Annotated in this window: 16 protein-coding genes; 13 read left to right on the top strand and 3 right to left on the bottom strand. The window is 46.6% G+C overall.

Annotated features, from left to right (window positions below):
• Positions 1-580 precede the first annotated feature (580 nt).
• Positions 581-2,041: an extracellular solute-binding protein gene (locus ABGU93_RS02510; protein WP_347411934.1), complete on the top strand. Its 1,461-nt coding sequence runs from the start codon at positions 581-583 to the stop codon at positions 2,039-2,041.
• A 35-nt stretch (positions 2,042-2,076) separates the two neighbouring features.
• The gene (locus ABGU93_RS02505; protein ID WP_347411933.1) at positions 2,077-5,010 is read left to right on the top strand and encodes a bifunctional diguanylate cyclase/phosphodiesterase; all 2,934 of its coding nucleotides are present in this window, start codon (positions 2,077-2,079) and stop codon (positions 5,008-5,010) included.
• A gap of 73 nt (positions 5,011-5,083) precedes the next feature.
• On the opposite strand, the gene ABGU93_RS02500 is transcribed toward ABGU93_RS02505, so the two are convergent.
• The gene (locus ABGU93_RS02500; protein WP_347411932.1) at positions 5,084-6,313 is read right to left on the bottom strand and encodes a multidrug effflux MFS transporter; all 1,230 of its coding nucleotides are present in this window, start codon (positions 6,311-6,313) and stop codon (positions 5,084-5,086) included.
• A gap of 204 nt (positions 6,314-6,517) precedes the next feature.
• Here ABGU93_RS02500 and ABGU93_RS02495 point away from each other — a divergent pair, with 204 nt between their 5' ends.
• The 8 genes from ABGU93_RS02495 (at position 6,518) to ABGU93_RS02460 (ending at position 15,439) form a co-directional block, all read left to right on the top strand.
• Positions 6,518-7,141 (top strand): TetR/AcrR family transcriptional regulator, encoded by a 624-nt coding sequence (locus ABGU93_RS02495; RefSeq protein ID WP_347411931.1) that lies wholly within the window; start codon positions 6,518-6,520, stop codon positions 7,139-7,141.
• Positions 7,142-7,259: 118 nt separating this feature from the next.
• Positions 7,260-8,417: an MFS transporter gene (locus tag ABGU93_RS02490; RefSeq protein WP_347411930.1), complete on the top strand. Its 1,158-nt coding sequence runs from the start codon at positions 7,260-7,262 to the stop codon at positions 8,415-8,417.
• The gene (locus tag ABGU93_RS02485; RefSeq protein ID WP_347411929.1) at positions 8,380-10,710 is read left to right on the top strand and encodes an FtsX-like permease family protein; all 2,331 of its coding nucleotides are present in this window, start codon (positions 8,380-8,382) and stop codon (positions 10,708-10,710) included. Before ABGU93_RS02490 ends, ABGU93_RS02485 begins: the two co-directional genes overlap by 38 nt.
• A 10-nt stretch (positions 10,711-10,720) precedes the next feature.
• Positions 10,721-11,467, top strand: a complete 747-nt coding sequence (locus tag ABGU93_RS02480) for an ABC transporter ATP-binding protein (RefSeq protein WP_347411928.1) — start codon at positions 10,721-10,723, stop codon at positions 11,465-11,467.
• 103 nt (positions 11,468-11,570) lie between these two features.
• Entirely contained in the window at positions 11,571-12,215 is a 645-nt protein-coding gene (locus ABGU93_RS02475; protein WP_347411927.1) for a TetR/AcrR family transcriptional regulator, read from the top strand.
• Positions 12,212-13,579: an AMP-binding protein gene (locus tag ABGU93_RS02470; RefSeq protein WP_347411926.1), complete on the top strand. Its 1,368-nt coding sequence runs from the start codon at positions 12,212-12,214 to the stop codon at positions 13,577-13,579. The genes ABGU93_RS02475 and ABGU93_RS02470 overlap by 4 nt, the downstream gene beginning before the upstream one ends.
• A gap of 151 nt (positions 13,580-13,730) precedes the next feature.
• Positions 13,731-14,366: a helix-turn-helix domain-containing protein gene (locus tag ABGU93_RS02465; RefSeq protein WP_347411925.1), complete on the top strand. Its 636-nt coding sequence runs from the start codon at positions 13,731-13,733 to the stop codon at positions 14,364-14,366.
• Positions 14,366-15,439 carry a radical SAM/SPASM domain-containing protein gene (locus tag ABGU93_RS02460; RefSeq protein ID WP_347411924.1) on the top strand — a complete coding sequence of 358 codons (1,074 nt, stop codon included), beginning with the start codon at positions 14,366-14,368 and terminating at the stop codon, positions 15,437-15,439. The genes ABGU93_RS02465 and ABGU93_RS02460 overlap by 1 nt, the downstream gene beginning before the upstream one ends.
• A 130-nt stretch (positions 15,440-15,569) precedes the next feature.
• Here the strand turns inward: ABGU93_RS02460 and ABGU93_RS02455 are convergent, their stop codons facing one another.
• Both ABGU93_RS02455 and ABGU93_RS02450 read right to left on the bottom strand, forming a co-directional pair.
• The gene (locus tag ABGU93_RS02455; RefSeq protein WP_347411923.1) at positions 15,570-16,256 is read right to left on the bottom strand and encodes a P-II family nitrogen regulator; all 687 of its coding nucleotides are present in this window, start codon (positions 16,254-16,256) and stop codon (positions 15,570-15,572) included.
• A complete protein-coding gene (locus ABGU93_RS02450; RefSeq protein ID WP_347411922.1) occupies positions 16,243-17,736 on the bottom strand; it encodes a DUF1538 domain-containing protein in 1,494 nt (497 codons plus the stop codon). The genes ABGU93_RS02455 and ABGU93_RS02450 overlap by 14 nt, the downstream gene beginning before the upstream one ends.
• Before the next feature lie 287 nt (positions 17,737-18,023).
• Here ABGU93_RS02450 and ABGU93_RS02445 point away from each other — a divergent pair, with 287 nt between their 5' ends.
• The 3 genes from ABGU93_RS02445 to ABGU93_RS02435 all read left to right on the top strand — a co-directional run bounded on the left by ABGU93_RS02445 (position 18,024) and on the right by ABGU93_RS02435 (position 21,014).
• Complete coding sequence (locus ABGU93_RS02445) at positions 18,024-19,175, top strand: GGDEF domain-containing protein (RefSeq protein WP_347411921.1); 1,152 nt, start codon at positions 18,024-18,026, stop codon at positions 19,173-19,175.
• Positions 19,176-19,281: 106 nt separating this feature from the next.
• A complete protein-coding gene (locus ABGU93_RS02440) occupies positions 19,282-19,956 on the top strand; it encodes a response regulator transcription factor (protein WP_347411920.1) in 675 nt (224 codons plus the stop codon).
• Positions 19,953-21,014 carry a HAMP domain-containing sensor histidine kinase gene (locus ABGU93_RS02435; protein ID WP_347411919.1) on the top strand — a complete coding sequence of 354 codons (1,062 nt, stop codon included), beginning with the start codon at positions 19,953-19,955 and terminating at the stop codon, positions 21,012-21,014. The genes ABGU93_RS02440 and ABGU93_RS02435 overlap by 4 nt, the downstream gene beginning before the upstream one ends.
• The last annotated feature ends 101 nt before the right edge of the window (positions 21,015-21,115 follow it).

The following is a 21,115-nucleotide window of genomic DNA, read 5'->3' as shown; positions in this document are numbered from 1 at the left end:
CAATATCAGGATAATAACTGAAACGGACAAAATCAATTAGTTTATCGGTAAAAAAGAGTTTTTAAAATTCCCATGAAATTAAGAAACGCAGGCAAACTCACAAGAATTAAATGAACGATCATTGAAAGATATTCTTGAAACAAGAAAAGTTCTCACGGTTTCTGAAAACCACATCCAAAGAAAAATTGGAACAGAGAAAAAGTTCCCAATCAAAAATAACAAGTAAAAGTCTAGTAAATAAGCATCTGGTGAGTATAAAACAAAACAAGTCTTAAAAGTAAACGGTTGATGAAATTTACGATAAAAAGAGAAAAAGAAGATTTTTGATAAAAAATCAATAGGAGGAATCCAAACGGATGACAACAGAGATTTTGGACTGAGCCGGTTCTACAGAATAAAATGTGGAATCGGCTCCAGTCTTTTTTTGCGTTGATCCCATTACTCAAGCAAAGGGGGAAGTGATGAGTGCTGATAAAATTGAAAACAGCAGCAGTTTTACTAATAATTCTTTTCATCGATGGAAACCTCTGTTAAAATAGCTATTAGAAGACAATGATTGTTTTTAAAAGAGAGGGAAACGATGAAAAGAAAGTTTTTATTGACCGGACTGGTTTTAAGTGTGCTGATCTTGTTGACGGCCTGCTCGGCGGGGGAAAAAACCGCTCTGAACCCGAAAAATCCGGTGTCCATTACCTTATGGCATTATTATGTGGGAGACAATAAGATTGCCCTGGAAACCGCAGTGGATAGCTTTAATAAAAGTGTCGGTTCAGAAAAAGGGGTTGTTGTCAATGCGGTAGCCAAAGGCAGTGTTGCGGAGTTGGAAAAAGCCGTCACCGACGCGGCTAAAGGGGTCATAAATGCTGAAGCGATGCCAGATCTGTTTTCCAGTTATCCGGACAAAGCGTTGGAAATAGATGAACTCGGCAAGCTCTGTGACTTAAACGATTACTTCACTGAAACTGAGACGGCCCTGTATATAAAAGAATTTCTGAATGACGGCCAGTTTGATGGCGAGCGGCTGCTGATTCTGCCGATTGTCAAAAGTACCGAACTGCTTTATGTTAATGAAACGGCTTGGAACGAATTTGCGGTGGCCACCGGGATCGACGCCAATAAGCTTAATACCTGGGAAGGGGTTTATGCGGCGGCGCAGGCCTATTATCAGTGGACCGATGCTCAAACGCCGGAAACGGTCGGGGATGGAAAAAGCCTGATGGGCGTTGATTCGGTTGCCAATTATGTCATTATCGGCAATAAACAATTAGGGGTTGAAGTCATTGATGGCCAAAACCAGCAGGTGGTTTTAGATCGAGCCGCGATGAAGAAGATCTTTGATACTTATTATGGGGGCATCAGCCTGGGCTATTTCAATGCCGTGGGCAAATTCCGGTCGGATGATATTAAGGCTGGCGATCTGGCCGCCTATGTGGGTTCATCGTCGGGAGCCGCCTATTTTCCAACCTGGATTGAAAAGGATAATACCCAACAGCCGATTGACTTTCAGGCACTGTCCTATCCGGTCTTTGACGGGGGCAGTCCTTACGCAATCCAGCAGGGCGCTGGAATGAGTGTGGCCAATTCGACGCCAGAAAAGCAGGAAGGGGCAGTTGTTTTTCTAAAATGGTTTACCTCAGAAGCTGAAAATATTGATTTTGCTATAACCACGGGTTATCTGCCGGTGCAATCCGGCGCTTACGACAACGCTGAATTTACGGCATCCCTGGAAAAGTTGCAGGCTGGCGAGGCCGCCCAAAAGAATATTGCTGAAGTCTATGATGTTGCCCTGAATCAGATCCGGGAACGTGATACCTATGCCTCCTTGCCGTTTAAAGGGAGCTATGAAGTACGAACCACCCTGGCCGAATCGCTGACGACCATGGGTGAAACCGGGCGTCAAAATGTCGCGGCCTTAAAGGAACAGGGGCTATCAGAAGCCGAAATATTAGCAGCGCTGGATTTAAATGCCCGCTTTGAAGAGTGGCTGACAGCTATTCGCAGCCGACTGGATCAGTCTGGCATAACTTATGTAGAAAAATAATTGGACGAATCGAAATCGTTGATAAGGAATATTGCATGAAAAAAACCTGGACACTCCGAAGACAGCTAAATATTCTATTGGCCTTGATTGTATTTTTTCAAAGTCTGGCCTTACTATCGGCACTATGGGTATCTCAGGTATTTTTCATGCTGGATGCAGAAGCGGTCCGATTACTAAACAATACTACCGAAACCCGAATGGAAAAATTTAATACATCGGTGGGTCAGACGATTACCAATATGGCTGATCAGACCGAACAACTGAATTCAGCATTGATATTATTAGCCCGACAACAGGGCAGTAGCCCGGAAAGTCTGTATCTTAACGATTCAGCATATAATGAGGCCGCGTTACTGGCCAGTGATTCGTTGGTATCAATCCTGAAAGAAAATCGGGTGACTGGGGCTTTCTTTGTTTTGAATGGATCGAATTCAAACAAAGGAGATCCAGCGGCCCATTCGGCCGTATATATTCGCAATACTACACCAGATAGTCGCGGTACATCAAATTATCTACTGGAAATTGGTCCCATCGCGGTGTCCCGGCAATACACCATGGCGACCAGCATCCGTTGGAATCTGGATATCCGCTCAGGCAGTGAAGACGGGGAGTTTGATTTTTATGAAAAACCGATCTGGGCCAGTACTCAGTTTAAAAACTCGGAAATTGAGCGCTATGGCTATTGGACACCGCCCCGGGATCTGTTAAACGATAATCAACAGGTCGTCTGCTACACCATACCGGTTCTTGATGAAAATGGGAATGGTTATGGGGTAGTGGGAATCGAAATTGATATGCCCTATTTTGCTCAACACTACCTGCCAGATTCAGATCTCCTTTATCATAACAGTTTCTATGTAATTGCCGGAATGCAGGATCAGACCTTGGACCTCGACTGGTTTATTCCCAGTGGGGTATTGGCCGAAACTTATTTAAAAAGCGGGGAGCAGCTTGAATTCAGAAGTCAAAAAGACGAAGGGATTTTTGCAACAAAACTGGGCGAATTGGGAGCGATGGTTGCTTCCGTGCGGGAATTGAAGGTTTATAGTGACAACTCACCCTTTGCAGCACAGAACTGGACTCTGGCCTGTTTTGTCCCCAGTGAAGTTTTGTCAGAGAATTCCGCATCAGTTAGAGCGAAGCTGGTTTACAGCATACTGCTGACAACTATCCTGGCCTTTGTGGCAGTTTTGGTACTGGTCTACTTTTTTACCCGCAAGATCTCGCGGTTATCAAAATATGTCCGGGAGCTTTCGCCATATGACGAAATTCACTTCAAGCCTACCGGAATGCTCGAGGTCGATGACTTGACCGCAGCGGTTCAATTGTTAAACCAGCGCTTGCGGAATGTTACCAAAACCACCTCTAAAATTCTGGAACTGAGTTTATTGCCCATTGGGGGCTACGAAGTGATGGACGGGGATCAGGTGATTCTCACTGATTTTGTTTATTGGTTGCTGCACCTGGATCCCGGGAGTCTGATTGCCCAGGAGGACTGGCGCCGTTACTACCAGAAACTTACCCAAAAGCCGCTGGAAGATCAGGAAAATATCTATGAGTATTACGACGAATATACCGAAAAACTGATGTGGCTGCGGATTCTTGAAGCCAAGTCGCCCAGCGGGGTGGTTGGGGTAATCCAGGATGTCACCGATGATATCGAAGAAAAACGGCGACTTACCAATGAGCTGGATTATGATGCCTTGACGGGGCTGTTCAGCAACACCGCCTTAAAGCGGGAGTCAACCCGGAGAATAACAGAAAAACCAAATCAGATCGGGGCGATGATTTTCATTGATCTGGATAATCTCAAATATATCAATGACAATTTCGGACATGATGTCGGGGATCGGTTGATTATTCGGGCCAGTGAAATTTTCCGTTATTTTGAACAATATGGCGGCATTGTCTCCCGGATTTCAGGCGATGAATTTGCCATTTACCTGCACGGCTATGATGACCAGGAGGGGCTTCGCAAAATTATCAATAACCTGTATGAATATGGCCGGTCCTTTTCGCTGACGACACCGGATGGCCGGGACAACCAGATCCGCTTTTCAGCCGGCGTTGCCTGGTATCCTCAGGATGCAACCGCGGTCATGGATTTACTGAAATTATCAGATTTTGCCATGTATGAGGCTAAACACAAGGAAAAAGGCCGGTTGTTTGAATTTAATCGGGCGTATTATCAGCAGATGTCCTATCTGCTGGAAAATCGGGAAGCTATCAATCGCTTGTTGGATGAACAGCTGATTCGCTTTGCCTTTCAGCCGATTGTTGATTTAAAAACCGCTGAGATTAGTGGGTATGAGGCTTTAATGCGTCCCTTATTGGAAACCTTCAAAAATCCGAGCGAAGTTTTGGCCGTTGCCGCCGCCCAGTCAAAACTGGCGCAACTGGAACGGATGATCATTTTGATGGCCTTTCAGACCATTGCTGAGCATGCTCAGGAGATTGGTGAGTGTAAAATATTTATCAACAGTATCCCCAGCCAGATGCTGAACCATGAAGATTATTTAATCCTGGAGACGCAATACGCTCAGCATTTTAAACGGGTGGTTTTTGAGGTGACCGAGGAAGAGAGTCGAAACGCTGAAGGTCTGGCTAAAAAAATCAACTATATCAGAAAAGATGGGATCCAGATTGCCCTGGATGATTTTGGCAGCGGTTATTCCAATGAGATTCGAATTTTATCGTTGTTGCCGGATATCATCAAGATTGATATGGAGATGATTCAGGGCATCCACAATAATGTCGATAAACAAAACCTGGTCGCGAATCTGGTGAGTTTTTGTCATAACAAGGGTGTTAAGGTGGTGGCCGAAGGTATCGAAACATCAGCGGATCTGGTTACGGTGATTGAGATGGGCGTTGACTATGCCCAGGGTTATTATTTGGGCCGACCGGCATTTGAGTTTTCTGCGATCAATCCGGAGTTGCAAAAAGAAATCCGGGATCGGCAAAAGTGATCAAAAAAACTTCCTTATCCACAGCATTGTCGATAAGGAAGTTTTAATTTGCCCCAAAAGTCGATGATAAAAATCAGGCTTCTCTGATTTTGCTGAGCAGAGGTGTTTTGGTAACGGCCAGCCACAAGCCACCGGACAGCAATCCCAGAATGATGTTGAGTCCGCCAATAACAGGAATCAGATGATCCATGTTGAAGGAAATAATAATCATCCCACAGCTGCCCATAATGGTGGCAAAGGAGCCCATTAACGAGGAGGCCGAACCGGCATCCTCAGCTTGCTGATCCAGCATCAGGTAGGCACTGGGTGGCCGCGAACAGCTCTGCGCCAGGGTAGCCGGGAATAAGGCCAGAGCAAAGATAAAGGGATTACTCTGGCCCAACAGAACAATGGCCAGACCACTTAAAATGGTAATGCCAAAACAAAGATTAATAATCGAAAAGCGCTTGAAATGGTTGGACAGTTTAATATAAATCAAGGGGCCCAACAGCATCGCCAGGGCGTTAAAGGCAAAAAAGTAACTGTAAATCTGGCTGCTCGTCCCAAAATCATTTTGATAAATATAAGAGGATGATGAAATAAAGGCCAGGCCAGAGATGCTGGAAAGCGAAAAAATCAGCAGCAGGGAAGTAAAACCGGGATTTTTCAGGACCACCCCCAGCCGTCCCAAAGTATGGAGAATATTTCCGGAACCCCGGTGTTCAATGGTTTCCTGGAAAACGATGGAACCCGTCAGGATGATCACGCCCAATATGCCCTGGATGATAAAAACCCCCCGCCAGGAGGTGAAGCTCAGCAGTAGCGCCCCAATCACCGGCGCAACTGCGGGGACAATAATGACCATTGATTGAACCAAGGCCAGGGTTTTCTCGCGCCGTCGTTCCTGGTAGACATCCTTAACGATAGCGGTGGCCACCGCACTGGCCGAACCGCCGCCGATGGCCTGCAGAACCCGGAAAAAGATCAACTGATAAATACTGCCTGATACCGCACAGAGCAGGCTGGCGATGGCATAGCCGGTAATCCCGACCAGCAAAATCGGACGCCGGCCATACTTGTCACTGAGCGGTCCCCAAATTAGAATACCGGCACTGAAAAAGATAAAAAACAAAATCAGGGTCAGGTTTGTCAGATATTCAGGAACATTGAAATAAGTGGTCATCGTCGGCAGGGCCGGCAGATAAAGATCTGTAGACAGCGGAGCAAAGGCACTTAAAAAAACCAGGAAGATCAGCAGGCCCCGATCACCCAGATATTTTTGATGGGTGACACCTTTTTTAGTAGAATTCGTTGGTGTATTCATTTATTTCTCTCGTTTCTTAGGGATTTAGATGTTAGCTTTATTTAATATTATCATAGATAATTGTTACATTGCAAGTGAGGTGCTGGGATAGCCAAAAATTATTAGCATGGGATCATGGGGGCGAATAAAAAAAACTTGACAGATGAGCAGATTTGCTTTAAGATACATCTATCGACCGCTGGTCGAGAGATCGGGAGGTGCTCAATGAAGACAGTCAAAGAAGGCGAGGTTCGCCGACAGGAAATCCTGATGGTAGCCCGGGAACTCTTTGTCACCAAGGGTTATGAACAGACCTCAGTGAATGATATTTTAAAAATTGTGGACATTGCTAAAGGGACCTTTTATTATTATTTTGCTTCCAAGGAAGAGGTGCTGGCCGCCATCATTCTGGATATTGTTGAGGAAGGCGCCAAACGGGCCGAGCAGATTCTGAAGGACAAATCAGTACCATTGATTAACCGGATCATGATGGCGATTATGGCCCAATCCCCGGAGTTTGAAGGAGCAGAGGAGATCAGAGACGAAATGCACAAGGTCGATAATGCCAAACTGGAACAGCTATACACTAAAACCATGCTCAAGCGGATGACCCCGCTGCTGGAAGTAGCGGTAGCCGAAGGCGTAGCAACCGATCTTTTTCATCTGGATTATCCCCGGGAAACGATTGAGTCGATTTTGCTGCTGGGCCATATGTTGTTTGACGGCAATATCATGGACTGGGAAATGGCCGACTATCCGGTCAAGATCCAGGGCTTTCTGGCCAATATGGAAAGAATGCTGGGGACTAAAGCAGGAGCACTGGAGGACTTTTTACAAATGTTTGCCTGACTAACACGGGGCGGCATTTGTAAAATTTTTTTACCCGCTTACCGACCAACGGTCGATGAGCGGGGTTGATGAGAAATGCCCGATTGAAGAAAAAAATAAAAAAATTGGAGGAACCCCAATGAAACAACAACAGACAATTAAGGGTATCGCAAAACAGAATACTGCCATGAAAAAATTTATGGTCCTGGTGGTTGGCGCCTTTATCTCCAGCATTGGTAGCGGCCTGACGGATTTTGGCTTGGCGATCTATATTTTAAAGCTAACCGGTTCGGTCGGCGCCACCGGCATTTTTGCCATCTGCGCCTTTCTGCCCGCGATCATGCTGGCCCCGGTGGGAGGGGTTTTGGCCGAAGACTTTGCCCGGGCCGGCGGTATGGTTCAGCTGGCGGGAAGTGCCAAACTGCTGATTTCCCCAGCCATAGCCGGTCTGATGCTACAAGTGACAACAGTCGGCACCCTGATCATGCTGGATATGGTGACTTTTTTCACTACGGTTCTGATCATCGCATTTGTCAGAAAAGGGTTGGTCAGCAAAAAAAACGCAGCGACCAGTTCGGTTTTTTGCCGTGAAATCAGTGAAGGCATCAGCGCCATCCGGGGCAAAAAGGGGATCATGACGATGATCATGACGATGACGATCGCCACCTTCTGTCTGGGGTTTGTGCAGATGTTAAGTAAGCCCCTGGTTCTGGCCATTGCCGGGGAACGGGAGCTAGGCATTCTGACAACTGTTATTGCCCTGGGGATGATGGCCGGAAGCATCGTCATCAGTATGGTCAAGCAGCCAAAATCCTATCTGCGGATGTTGTCGCTTGGGTTGGTTGGCTGTGGAGTTTTTATGGCTCTGATTGGGGTCAGTGAAAATCTGGTTTTGATCGCTGGCTTTGGATTTTTGATGTTTGTCTTTATGCCGGCCATTCAGATTGGGGCCGAGGTGCTGATTCGCGCCAATCTGGATAATCGCGTTCAGGGTCGGGCCTTTGGTCTGATCAGTTTGATTACTCAGATGGGTTATATCCTGGCCTTTATCGCGGCCGGCATTTTAGCAGATCTGGTCTTTGAACCCTTGATGCAAGGTAATACCGCGTTGGCGACATGCATTGGCACAGTAATCGGTGCTGGGGTTGGCCGCGGCAATGCTCTGCTGATCATCATTACCGGAATCAGTCTGGCCGTGGCCGGGCTGGTGGCAGCCCGCTTAAAAAGTGTCAGAACCCTGGAAGAGAAGGAGGTTACTAATGAAACTTTTACTGAATCTTGTCCGCAAGGACTTTAAGCGAAATCCGGCTATTACCACGGCACTGACCGTTTTTCTGATCATGGCGGCACTGCTGATGGCCGGCGGACTGCGGGTGGCGGGCACGATGATCTCCGCCTATGACGAGCTTAACCACAAGGCACTGCCGCCGGATTATCTGCAGATGCATAAGGGCGAGTATCAAGCCGCCGCCCTGGAAGGTTTTGTGGCAAGCCAGGACGGCATTGCCGATTTTCTGACCGTCAGGATGCTGACGATTCATAATGCCAACATCGTCTATCAGGGCGAAACCCTGGAAAAGGTGCTGATGGATAACAGCTTTGTAGTTCAGAATCAGGGCTTTGATTATCTGCTGGATATGGATAACCAGATCGCCACGGTTAAGGACGGGGAGATTGGGGTGCCGGTTTATTATGCCGAAACCCTGGGGGTTGCAACCGGAGATGTGATCACCCTGAAAAAAGATAATTATATGAAAGAATTTAAGGTCGCCACGATTATCCGGGATGCCCAGATGAATGTAGCGATGACCTCTTCCAAACGCTTCCTGATCAGCCCGGCTGATCAGGAAGCGCTCAGTCAGCAGTTGGGAGAATGGGAGTACAGCTTTGAATTTCTATTAAAAGAAGGGGTCGATAGCGGGGTTATTTCGCAAGCCTACGCGGCTGCTAAGCTGCCCGCCAATGGGGTGGACATCACGGCTGATCTACTGAATTTATTCAATGTCTTTTCTTATGGCCTGGTGGCGATGATCATCATCGTTATCAGCCTGCTGTTGATTTTTATGGCAATGCTCTGTCTGTCGTTTATTATCCGGGCCACCATGGCTGATGAGCAGGTAGCCATTGGCGAGATGAAGGCCATCGGTTTTCCGGGTAAAGCCATTGCGACCCTGTACCAGATGAAGTATCTGATCTTGATGGGGGTCGCTGGGATCTTCGGTTATCTGGGTGCTATCCCCTTCGGGAATTTCTTTGCGGCTGCGGTGGTCCGTTATTGTGGAACGGGAAGCAATCCGGGGCTGAAATGGGGGCTGCCGTTTCTCGGCCTGCTGCTCTTAAGCGGGATGGTGGCTTGGGGGTGCCATCGGGTAGTCAAAAAAAATCTCCACAGTACCGTAGTAGAACTGCTTCGGGGTTCCGGCGGCCGGCGCCGGGAGGGCCACTATACGCTGCCATCGTCGGGCTTCAAATATTCCAATCTAACCATCGCCCTGGGGGAACTGGTCTGCAAATGGCGGGAATATCGGGTAATCTTACTGGTTTTTATTTTCTCGGCATTTTTGCTGCTGTTGCCGATGAATATGAAACAGACCATTCAGGATCCGTCTTTTATTACCTATATGGGAGTGGGTGAAGCAGATATCCGGATCGATATTCAGTATTCACCGCAGCTTACCCAGCAACAGGAGCGGGTTTTGGCAGTACTGGAAAATGATTCGGATATTGATAAATATGCCATTTATAAAAATGGCTATGTTCAGGCTGAAAACAGCCAGGGTGAAGAGACAAAGATCCGGGTGGAAAGCGGTGATGAAGCGATTTTTCCGCTTGTCTATCTGGCCGGACAGGCGCCGGTTGGCAAAAACGAAATCGCTTTGTCGTCAATGAATGCTGGGGAGCTGGGCAAAAAAGTTGGCGATAAACTCGCGGTGGTCTATGACGGTGAAACCATGGAGCTTACCGTCGCCGGAATTTATCAGGATATTACCTACGGCGGAAAAACGGCCAAGGCCGCCATTAATTTTAACAATGAGGATGTAGAGGTTTATATTCTGTATCTGAGTTTGGCGGATGGCGTTGACTTTGAGGCCAAAACTGACGAACTGCGGGGGGCGCTGCCGGAAATCAAGGTCACCCCGGTACCCAGTTTTATAGCTCAGACCCTGGGGGGAATTGTTGATAACCTGAGCCGGGTGGAAGCGGCGGCGATGGTGATCGCGTTACTGTTAAGCGCACTGGTCACGGTGATGTTTTTACAACTGGTAATGGCCCGGGAGCACCGCGATATTGCCGTCAAAAAAGCGCTTGGCTTGACCAACCGGGATATCCGGATCCAGTTGGGGATTCGGCTGCTGGTGATTCAGGGTCTTGGGATTCTGATCGGCACGGTGCTGGCCAATACCCTGGGGGAAGGGATCTTCAGCCTGATGCTGTCATCGATGGGGGCAACGCGAATGACCTTATTAATCCAGCCGTTGAAAGCCTATCTGATTTGTCCCGCCATTCAGCTGCTGGTGGTCACCATCACCGCTATTGGCGGCACCCGGGCAGTCAAGCATTATCATATTAAAGAACAAATAATGGAATAGGGAGACAGTCATGATAAAAGTAGAACAGATCAGTAAATCCGTTAGGGAGAAATCCCCGGCTGGCAATAGGGCAATCGAAACAAGCATTCTAAAAGGGATCTCTTTTGCGATCGGTAGGGGCGATTTCGTCGCTGTGATGGGGCCTTCGGGGTCAGGAAAATCCACCCTGCTTTACAGTGTCAGTGGCATGGATCAGGTAACCGCGGGACGGGTCGTCTTTGCTGGGATCAACCTGACCGAAATGAATGAGGAAAGCCAGGCCGGGTTGCGGCTTCACAAAATGGGCTTTGTGTTTCAGCAGGCCCAGATGTTAAAAAACCTGTCGCTTTTCGACAACTTGATTCTCCCGGGAATGGTGGCGAAAAAAGAAAAACCACAAGTCATCAGAAACCGGGCCCGGGATTTGATGAAGCGGATGGATATTGAGGAGCTTGGCGGCCGGGATATCCGGGAAGTTTCCGGGGGACAGCTGCAACGGGCGTCGATTTGTCGGGCGCTGATCAATAAACCGGAGGTGCTGTTTCTGGACGAACCCACCGGCGCCCTGAATTCTGAAGCCACCGATCAGGTCCTGAATATCCTGGCAGCGTTAAATGACGAAGGAATGACGATCGTGACGGTTACCCATGATTCCCGGGTGGCCGTCCGGGCTAAAAAAGTCATCTATCTCCGCGACGGTGAGATCGCCGGCGGAAAAGAACTACCGGCTGGGGCAAATCGGGAGCAGGAGCTGGATGACTGGCTGAAGCGTGTTTAACATAGCCTGAATATTGGAAATAATAGGGACGCCCTGTTGACTTGCCAGTCAATAGGGTGTATGCTTAGCTCATGCATTGACTGACGAGTCAAAGGAGGGTTTTATGTCAATTGATTCTTTTGAAAAAATATCGGACGAAAAACAAGCGGCCATCATCCAGACTGGAATGGCGGAATTCTCGAAAAAATCCTATATGGATGCCAGCACCGATGAGATTACTAAAAACTGTGGGATCTCTAAAGGGCTCCTGTTTCACTATTTTGGCAATAAGAAAAATTTCTATCTTTATTGTCTGGAGCTGGCCTTAAAACAACTGCTCATAGATGTTCCCCAGCCGGATCAGACCGATTTTTATGGAATTATCTTTTCCTATGCTGATGAAAAATTTAAATTATGCGAAAAATATCCCAGCGAAATGCGCCTGGTCAATATGGCCGCCCGGGAAATGAGCACCAAGGTGCTTAACGAAAAGAATGAGCTGATCGTGCGGTATATGGTCAGCACCCGTGAAAAATCCCAGCAGATTATCGAAAAAGCCATCGCGGCCCTTGAACTCAAAGATGTCAACACAGAAAAACTAAAAGACGCCATAACGATATATCTGGGGGTGATTCTAAACAAATATCTGGAACGGTATAAAGAGACCCCGGAATTATTTTTTGAGCGTTCCGCAGAGATTAAAACAGAAATAAAAGAGTATCTTGATTTCATGTTAAATGGGGTTGTCAAGGAAGGAGTATCATCATGAAACCAATCAGCTTAATGAAGGCGATCTGGCTTTGTTATCGCGATAAAAAAATAAGCGATTCAGAAAAAACCGAAATCAGAGCAGAGCGGCTTAACCGGCTGGTGGCATATGCCAAGCAGAACAGCCCGTACTATCGCGAGCACTATCAAAACATAGGCGAGAATTTTAATCTGAATGATTTGCCAGCAACGAACAAGGTCGATCTGATGGCGCATTTTGATGAATGGATAACCGCAAAAGATATCACCTTGAAAGAAGTGGAAACTTTTATGACGGATTTGGACAATATCGGGCGAAAAATCAAGGGGAAATATCTGGTGTTTACTACCAGCGGTTCCACCGGCAACCCCCTGGTAGCACTATGCGACCAATCCACCAATAATGTTATGGCTGCAATCAATATGATGCGAAGCTTTGCCAGAAAAGCAGATTTTATGGCCTTTCTAAAAGGGGGCGGAAAAACCATGGGGGTTTTTGCAACCGGTGGTTTTTATTTGGGAAATAGTTCGGTCCGGGCCCGCTTATTGGCGATGCCCTGGAAAAAAAGACAGTTCGGCGTGACCAGTGCCCTTTATCCAATCGCCCGGATCGTCGATGACCTGAATGCTTTTAAACCGACGATGCTGGGTGGCTATCCGACCATCCTTGAACTGCTCATTGATGAACAGAAAAACGGGCGGCTACAGATCGCTCCGGTAATCATTATGACAGGCGGTGAATACCTGAGTGATCAGCTTAGAGAGGCCTTGGAAGCGGCATTTGGATGCCCGGTTCAAACCTCATATTCCTGTACCGAAGGCGGCACTATTGCCTGTGAATGTCCGGAACAGCACTTTCATATCAATGATGATTGGATCATTGTAGAGCCGGTTGACCATCAGAATCAGCCGGTACCGGATGGGGTGCAGTCGGATAAGATCCTGATTACTAACCTTTACAATTATACCCAGCCATTCATTCGCTACGAGGTTACTGACCGGGTGGTGATGCATCATGAACCTTGCCCCTGCAACAATCCGTCACCCTGGCTGACTCTTGAGGGACGTACCGATGATATCCTGATCTTTTATGAAGATGGAAAGATCATCAAAATTCCGCCTCTGGCGATTTACGCAACGCTGAAAGAAATCCATGGGATCATCCGGTTTCAGCTGATTGCCCATGGAGAGAATCAGCTTGAATTGAGAATCACCCCCGGGAGCGGGTACGATCTACGGCGCTTATTTGAAGCAGCACAGAAGAACTTATCGGCTTTTCTGGCCAGCCATGGGGTGACAACTGCCGATATCTCTTTTTCTGATTTGACGCCGATACAGCATCCGCAAAGCGGAAAGTTTAAGCACATCATCAATAGAACCGAGTGATTTTGAAGTGGCGTGCTGGCAGGATTAGTTGATAGCAATATCCGGATCTAAAAAATTCGCAAAACATAACTTGACAGGCTAGCGTTCATTAGCTACAATAAGGCTAACGAACGCTAGCTTTTAGTTTTTTGCAGAAATTTAAGGAGAAATGATGACAAAACGCAATACCAGGGAAATAATATTAGAGGAAGCATTGAATCTGTTTTCGGTAAAAGGTTATCAGAGTGTGACCGTTAAAGAAATTGCCCAGGCGGTGGGCATCAAGGACAGCTCACTTTATAAACATTTTGACAGTAAGCAGGCCATTTATGATACCTTGCTTACGTGGATGAATCAGAAGTTTGAAGAAACCGTGACGTTTTACCGGTTGCCCCAGGGCGAGATGGAAAGTGTCGCCCGGGAATATGGCCGTCATGATCTGATCTGGCTTAAGAAAGCCTGCGAGGCCGTTTTTCTGTTTTTCCTGAAAGATCCGCAGGCATCGAAGTTCCGCCGGATGTTGACCATCGAACAGTATAAAAGTGATGATGCCGCCAAGACCTTGTACAACTGGTTTTTTAACGACGCGATTTTATTTCAGACCGACTTATTTAGTGAGATGATCAGGCAGGGAAGCTTCAGAGCAGGCCCGCCGCAGATCATCGCTTTGCAGTTTTACGGTCCCTTCTACACCCTTTTATGTCAATATGACAAGCTGCCGGAAAAAGAAGATGAAGCGATGGCCCTGCTGATGGCGCATATCGAACAGTTTGCGTCAATTTATCAAATAAGAAATGAGGAAAGCTGATGAATTTAAATAAAATGATGGATCAGGGCATTGCCCAAATTATGACAACCGCCGGCCGATTCTATCTCAACAATAGCAAAGGCCGGGCCTTTTTGATGGGTGTACTGCCGGAGCTGGCCAAAAGCAGTGCCCGCCGAAAGCAGCAGGAAAAAGAAGGCCTGCACGTACCGCCATTTCTGATTGCCAGTATCGCCTCCCAATGTAATCTCCACTGTGCCGGATGTTATGCCCGGGCTGGTGGCGGCTGTGGCCCTACCAGCGGCAAAACGGATATGGATGCCGGTCAATGGGGGAATGTTTTCGATCAGGCGGCAAGACTTGGTGTTGCCTTTATGCTGCTGGCCGGCGGTGAGCCCTTTTTACGCCGGGATATTCTGGAGCTGGCCGGGGCATACCCAAATGTGATCTTTCCAATTTTTACCAATGGCACAATGCTGGATCAGGAGACCATTGAATTTCTCGACAACCATCGCAATCTGATCCCCATTCTCAGCATAGAAGGCAATGCAAAAGAAACTGATGCCCGCCGCGGGGCGGGTACCCATGTGCAGATTGAAGCCGCCATGGCCGCTTTAAAAAAGCGCAAAATCCTGTTCGGGGCAGCCATTACCGTTACCAGGGAAAACATGGCGCTGGTGACCAGAAATGACTTTCTTGAAGCACTGGAGGATAAAGGTTGTGGCGTGAACCTGTATGTGGAATATGTTCCGGCGGAACCAGGAACCGACTATCTGGTCATTACGCAAAGCGAAATCAAGCAACTTCAGGCGATTTGTCTTAAACTGCGAAAATCCTTTCGGCGCATGGTGATCTTGTCCTTCCCCGGCGACGAGGAGGAAATGGGCGGCTGTCTGGCTTCCGGGCGGGGATTTTTTCATATCAATCCCTATGGTGATGCCGAACCCTGTCCCTTTTCACCCCATGCCAAACAGAACCTGACCAGTGATTCGGTGGAAGCCGTGCTCCGCTCCCAATATTTTGCTGATCTCCGGGAAATTGCCGTAAAGGCCGGAAACCATGGCGGGTGTACCTTGTTTGAGGTAAACGATCAGGTCGAGAAATTGTTAGCATAACCTTTTTTACAGACGATTAAAGACGTCAAAATAAGCCAGCCCGGTGTGTTTGCCGAAAACACATCGGGCTGGCTTGCAGTCTAGAAAAAACAGTAAAAAAATCGTTAATCAGGATCAGATGCGGTTCATATCAATGGTTGTGTTGATACAATCCATAGGTTCTATTCACGCCGATGGTGAAGATTATGCCATTTCCCGGCTTGTCCATTTCGGTAGCATCCTGGATGGCATTGACAACTGCTTCGGTTTTAGCGCTTTCCAGGATCATCATCACCACTTCTTTTTCCGGCTCAATATCCATGGCAAAGAGTTTTGCGTATTCATGAACACCCGAGCCCCGGGCATTAATAATGGTTCCGCCATTGGCACCGGCGGCTTCAGCTGCACCGACAACCGTTTCCGCATTGCCGCGATCGACAATCACAAATATCGCCTCATACATTGTTTTATTGACTCCTTTTTCTTCATGAGTTTTATCATAGGCACAATTCCGAACCCCTAAAAAATTATTTAACGTAGCCGTAAAGGCAATCCCATGATGGGCCTTGGCAAATTTGAATTTACGGCTGATTTCCTCGGCAGCTGATTCTATTTTTCCGGTCTGGGCAATCATCAGAACCACTTCGACCCGTTCATCACAAATGTCCAGAAAATCATTGATCAGGCAATGCTGGGTGCCCTTTCCTAAAAAGATGGTACCACCGGAAATTCCGCATTTTTTTCCCAGCTGCAGAATTTTGGAACCAACACCGAAATTGACAATGACAGCTAATATTTCATAGCTCTTTTTTTCTGTTACATTTTCATGAGTATCCATTTTCGGAGATTCCCCCTTTAACAGTTTTGATTTTAAAGATCAGGCCCAGAATTTGCAGGGCAATAATCGGCATCAGGGCAACCATGGCAATCAGTCCAAAACCATCGACCAGCACATTTGCGCCTTCGATGGATTCGGCTGCACCCTGGGCAAAAGCAAGAATAAAAGTCGCCGTCATCGGGCCGGAAGAGACCCCGCCGGAATCAAAAGACATCCCCACAAATAACTTTGGCACTAGATAGCTTAAAACAATGGCAAGGATATAACCGGGCAGCAGATAATGCCAGAGTTTGATTTCCGGAACGATGATCCGCAGCATCGATAAGCCCACAGCCAGAGATACCCCCAGTGATAAGGCAACCAAAACGACCTTTCGTTTTAAGTAGCCGCTGGTGACATCTTCAATTTGCTTGGTCAACACATAAACCGCTGGCTCAGCCAGAATAACCACCAGACCTAATAGCGCCCCAATGGCGATCAGCACCGCTTTATTGTCGATACTGGCAATATTATAACCTACCAGGGTTCCGACGTCCATAAATCCGGCATTAACTCCGGTTAAAAAAAGAACCAGACCAATCAGGGTATAAAGCAGACCCTTGATAATTCGTTTTAGCGGTTTCTTTTTTAATTTAAAGGAGATCATCTGAAAAACAACAAAGATGACGACAATCGGCAACAGGGCCAGAACGACCTCATAAAGTATCGTGGGCAGTTTATTAATAAAAGGCAGGATCACAGCGGTTGATTCGGACAGACCACTGTCAAGACTGCCGCTGATTTCTTTGGTACCCTTTAAAACACTCATAATCATCACTGCCAGGATGGCACCAGTAGAGGCAATGCCAACCAGACCAAAACTGTCATCTTCCGACGCGCTCCCCTTTTTTAATGAAGAAATCCCTATCGACAAAGCCAGAATAAAAGGAACCGTCAGCGCTCCAGTAGTGGCTCCAGAGGCATCAAAAGAAATGGCCAGAAATTCCTGGGAAGTAAATAAAGAAATAATCAGAATGACGCCATAGATGATCGTCAGGAGCAGGTTTAGGGACTTGTTATAAATAACGCGTAAAAAACCAACGGTCAGCAGTAGGGCGATCCCAACGGAAACACAGAGAATAATTTCGGTTTTTGTGATAACATTGGCAGAAACAAGTGCCACCTGGCCCGCTAGAATATGGAGATCCGGCTCAGCCACCGAGATGAAAAAACCGAGTACCAATCCTGAAATGATGACGATCGAGACCTTGTTACTTTTAGTAATATGGGTCCCCATCAGATTACCGATGGGCGCAATGCCCAGATCGACCCCGAAGAGGAAAATGGTCAGTCCAACAACAATCAGTAAAGCCCCTAGCAGAAAGCGCATCATGACATAGTTATCAATCGGAACAAGGGTAAGGCTTAAAATGACAACAAGTAGTGTAATCGGTAATACCGAAACCAGAACGTCTTTGAATTTTTCAAAAAGAATGCTCACAATAACAAACCCCCTTTCTAAATTTTATGGTTGGTTGACTGAGATGAAAAGTCAGCTACCGATGATAACGATACATCAGCTAATCAATGGCAAAGAAAAACGCCATGTCTAACAATTACATTCATTATACTAGAAAAATATGATCAAATCAATCTCAGTCTCGTATTTAACAAATGGCCGCAATTATGGTATAATTTACCACATCGTCAATTTAGACAACGTTTTTTGACATAAAATCAAACGGACTTTGGGTTTGTCAATTTCAGAAGAGCAGAGGAGGGATACTAATGCATCAGTTGCTAAACATCAATAATGAACTGCATGAAAAATGGCGAAAAATTATGTTTCGCACCTGTGTAATAATCGGTATCATCATTTTTATTGTTGAAATTTTCATCTTTATTTTTAATAAACACAGCCAGACCTTTTCGCCAGCCATCATCCGCTATCTTTTGCTCTATCTGGTACTGCCATCGGTGTTGAACCTAATTTTTATTTTAGGGGCGTATTTTATGCTAAAAACAGAAAAAACCAGTGAAAAAACCAAAAATCATACGGTTGCGATCCTGTTTTTTCTGATTTGCGCCTGTGTTCAATGCTTTCATCACACCTTTCCGCCGATCTTGTGTGTGCCCTGTATTGCGGTGTTTATGACGATTATCTTTGCTGACTTAAAACTGACGCGTCTTGTCTTCGGGTTGAGCTATATCTCTCTGATTCTGGCTTTCCAGATTGCCAGTTTTGAAGGCGATCGCGATGTAAAAGCGATCTTTTTGGATTGTATCGTGGCTGGGATTATGATCTTTTGCTCCTATCTGGGGGCCAAGGTACTGACCCGTTATACCAATGAACAGGCACAGAGCATCCACAACAGCTACTTAAAACAAATGGAGCTAATCCAGGAAGCCAAAACAGAACCGCTGACCGGACTTTTAAATCGCCGGGCGATGGTCGATATTCTGGGGCAGGCGGTTTATCAGGAGGGGGTGACCAGAACCCCGTTGATTCTGGCCGTTATTGATCTGGACGATTTTAAGCTGATTAATGATAGCTATGGTCATAGTAAAGGTGACGAAGTATTAGTAACATTGGCGGACATCTTATCTCAGAATACACCGGGTAATGAAAATGTCTTTCGCTATGGTGGGGAAGAATTTGTTTTGTTGTTTAGCGGTCATCCCATCGCAGCTGTTGTCGAAATGATTGATAAAATGCACCAGGAATTCAGGGAGCACCATTTTGATTTTCTTAAGGGATCTCAGATAACCTTCAGCTGTGGGATTGCGGAATATGCCAATTCCGGCTGGTCAACCAGTGAGTTTTTTGAAAAGGCCGATCAGGCTCTTTATCTGGCCAAAAGCGAAGGGAAAAATCAGAACCAGATATATGAAAAACGGCTGGAGGAGCACAAGCTTACTCAGTGCTATGCGTCCGGTTGACGGGAATCAATCGGGCGTTTTTAGTATAAAATTGTTGACTTAACAAATCTTTAACATCATCAGGATATGATATCATGCAGTAGAATCCAGCAGGGGAGGAAAGATAATGATCAATATTTTAGTAATTGAAGACGACGAGAAACTGAACTATATTGTCTGCTCATTTTTAAATAATAAGGGCTACCGGGCGATCAGCTGTAAAAATGGCAGTGAAGCCTTTGACCGGATCCTGGAAGAACCGGTGAATCTGATCATCTCGGATATTATGATGCCGGAGATGGACGGATTTGAACTGGCCGCAGAGATCCGCCGCCAGGATAAGAGCATCCCGATTCTGTTCATGACGGCCCGGGATGACATGTCTGCCAAACAAAAAGGCTACAGCCTGGGCATTGACGATTATATGGTAAAACCGATCGAGATGGATGAACTGCTCTTACGGGTGTCAGCCTTATTGCGACGGGCCAATATCCGCAATGAGCGAAAACTGGAAGCGGGTTCGCTGATCTTAAATGAAGAGGAAACTACCGCGTATCTCAATGGAGAGGAAGTTTCGCTGACGGTAAGGGAATTTAATATTCTATTTAAGCTGTTATCCTATCCTAAACGCACCTTTACTCGGGCTCAGCTGATGGATGAGTTTTGGGGATATGATACCGAAAGCACGCCCCGAACTGTGGATGTTTCGATCACCAAACTGCGTGACAAACTTTCAGACTGTGACGATGTGGAAATTGTGACAGTCCGGGGCCTGGGATACAAGGCGGTGATTAAAGGATGAAGTTTCGCTATGAAAATCTGGAAGATAAGCGGATCAATGCCAAGCGCCCTTTCTGGAAAGAGTTTTTAATTGTCTTTGGGGTGGTATTAATCTGCAGTGCCGGAGAAGTGCTAATTTTCAATCAGCAGATGCTGGATCAGACCAATCCCTGGATCATGGCACTGGTGGGCATGTCCTATGCGCTGTTTATGGGACTGATTGTCAGTCTTGGGACCCGCTTTATTATGTATACCGGATTTCAAAGGCCATTGACGGAAATCGGTCAGGCAGCCCGAAAAGTGGCCGCTGGCGATTTCACTGTTCACGTGCACTCCCAACGAAAAGACCATAAAAAGGATGACCTGGAGGTGCTAATCGATGATTTTAACAAGATGGTCGAGGAACTGGCTACCATTGAAACCTTAAAAAGCGATTTCATCACTAATGTATCTCATGAGATGAAAACACCGCTGGCGATTATCCAAAGCTATGCCTCAGCGCTCAGAAAAGAGGCATTGCCCCAGGAAGAAAAACAGGAATATATTGATACCATTGTCGAGGCCTCAAAAAAACTATCTACCTTAGTAACCAATATTCTAAAATTGAACAAGCTGGAAAATCAGGAAATTATCCAGACCGAAAGCTACGCCCTGGATGAACAGCTGCGCTGCTGCATGCTGGCGCTGGAAGATAAATTTGACGAAAAAAAAATCGAATTTGACGCCGATCTGGACGAGGTAACCATTATCACCGATGAAAGCTTGCTAGAAATTGTCTGGAATAATCTGCTGACCAATGCCATCAAGTTTACTAAAAGGGGTGGTTTGGTAAAAATTGAGTTGCGAAAAGAAGATGATCAGGTCATTGTCAAGGTCAGCGATAGTGGCTGTGGTATGAGTGAAGAAACCTGCCGCCGCATCTTTGACCGCTTCTATCAGGGCGATACCTCCCATTCAGAAGAAGGCAACGGACTGGGACTGGCCCTGGTTAAACGGGTAGTGGATCTGGTGGATGGAACCATAACGGCTGAAAGTGAGCTGGGTCAGGGTACCACGTTTACCGTAATTTTGAAATTATAGAGAATGAAGAACTTATATAAATCTCTCGTATCAACGATGCGAGGGATTTTTTTATGTGCGCCCGGCATGGGCGCAATCTAACGGGTGAAAGTCCCGAGCAC

Source organism: Acetobacterium sp. (genome assembly GCF_039830195.1).
Lineage (GTDB): Bacteria > Bacillota > Clostridia > Eubacteriales > Eubacteriaceae > Acetobacterium.
This window is presented reverse-complemented; position numbering and strand designations above follow the sequence as displayed.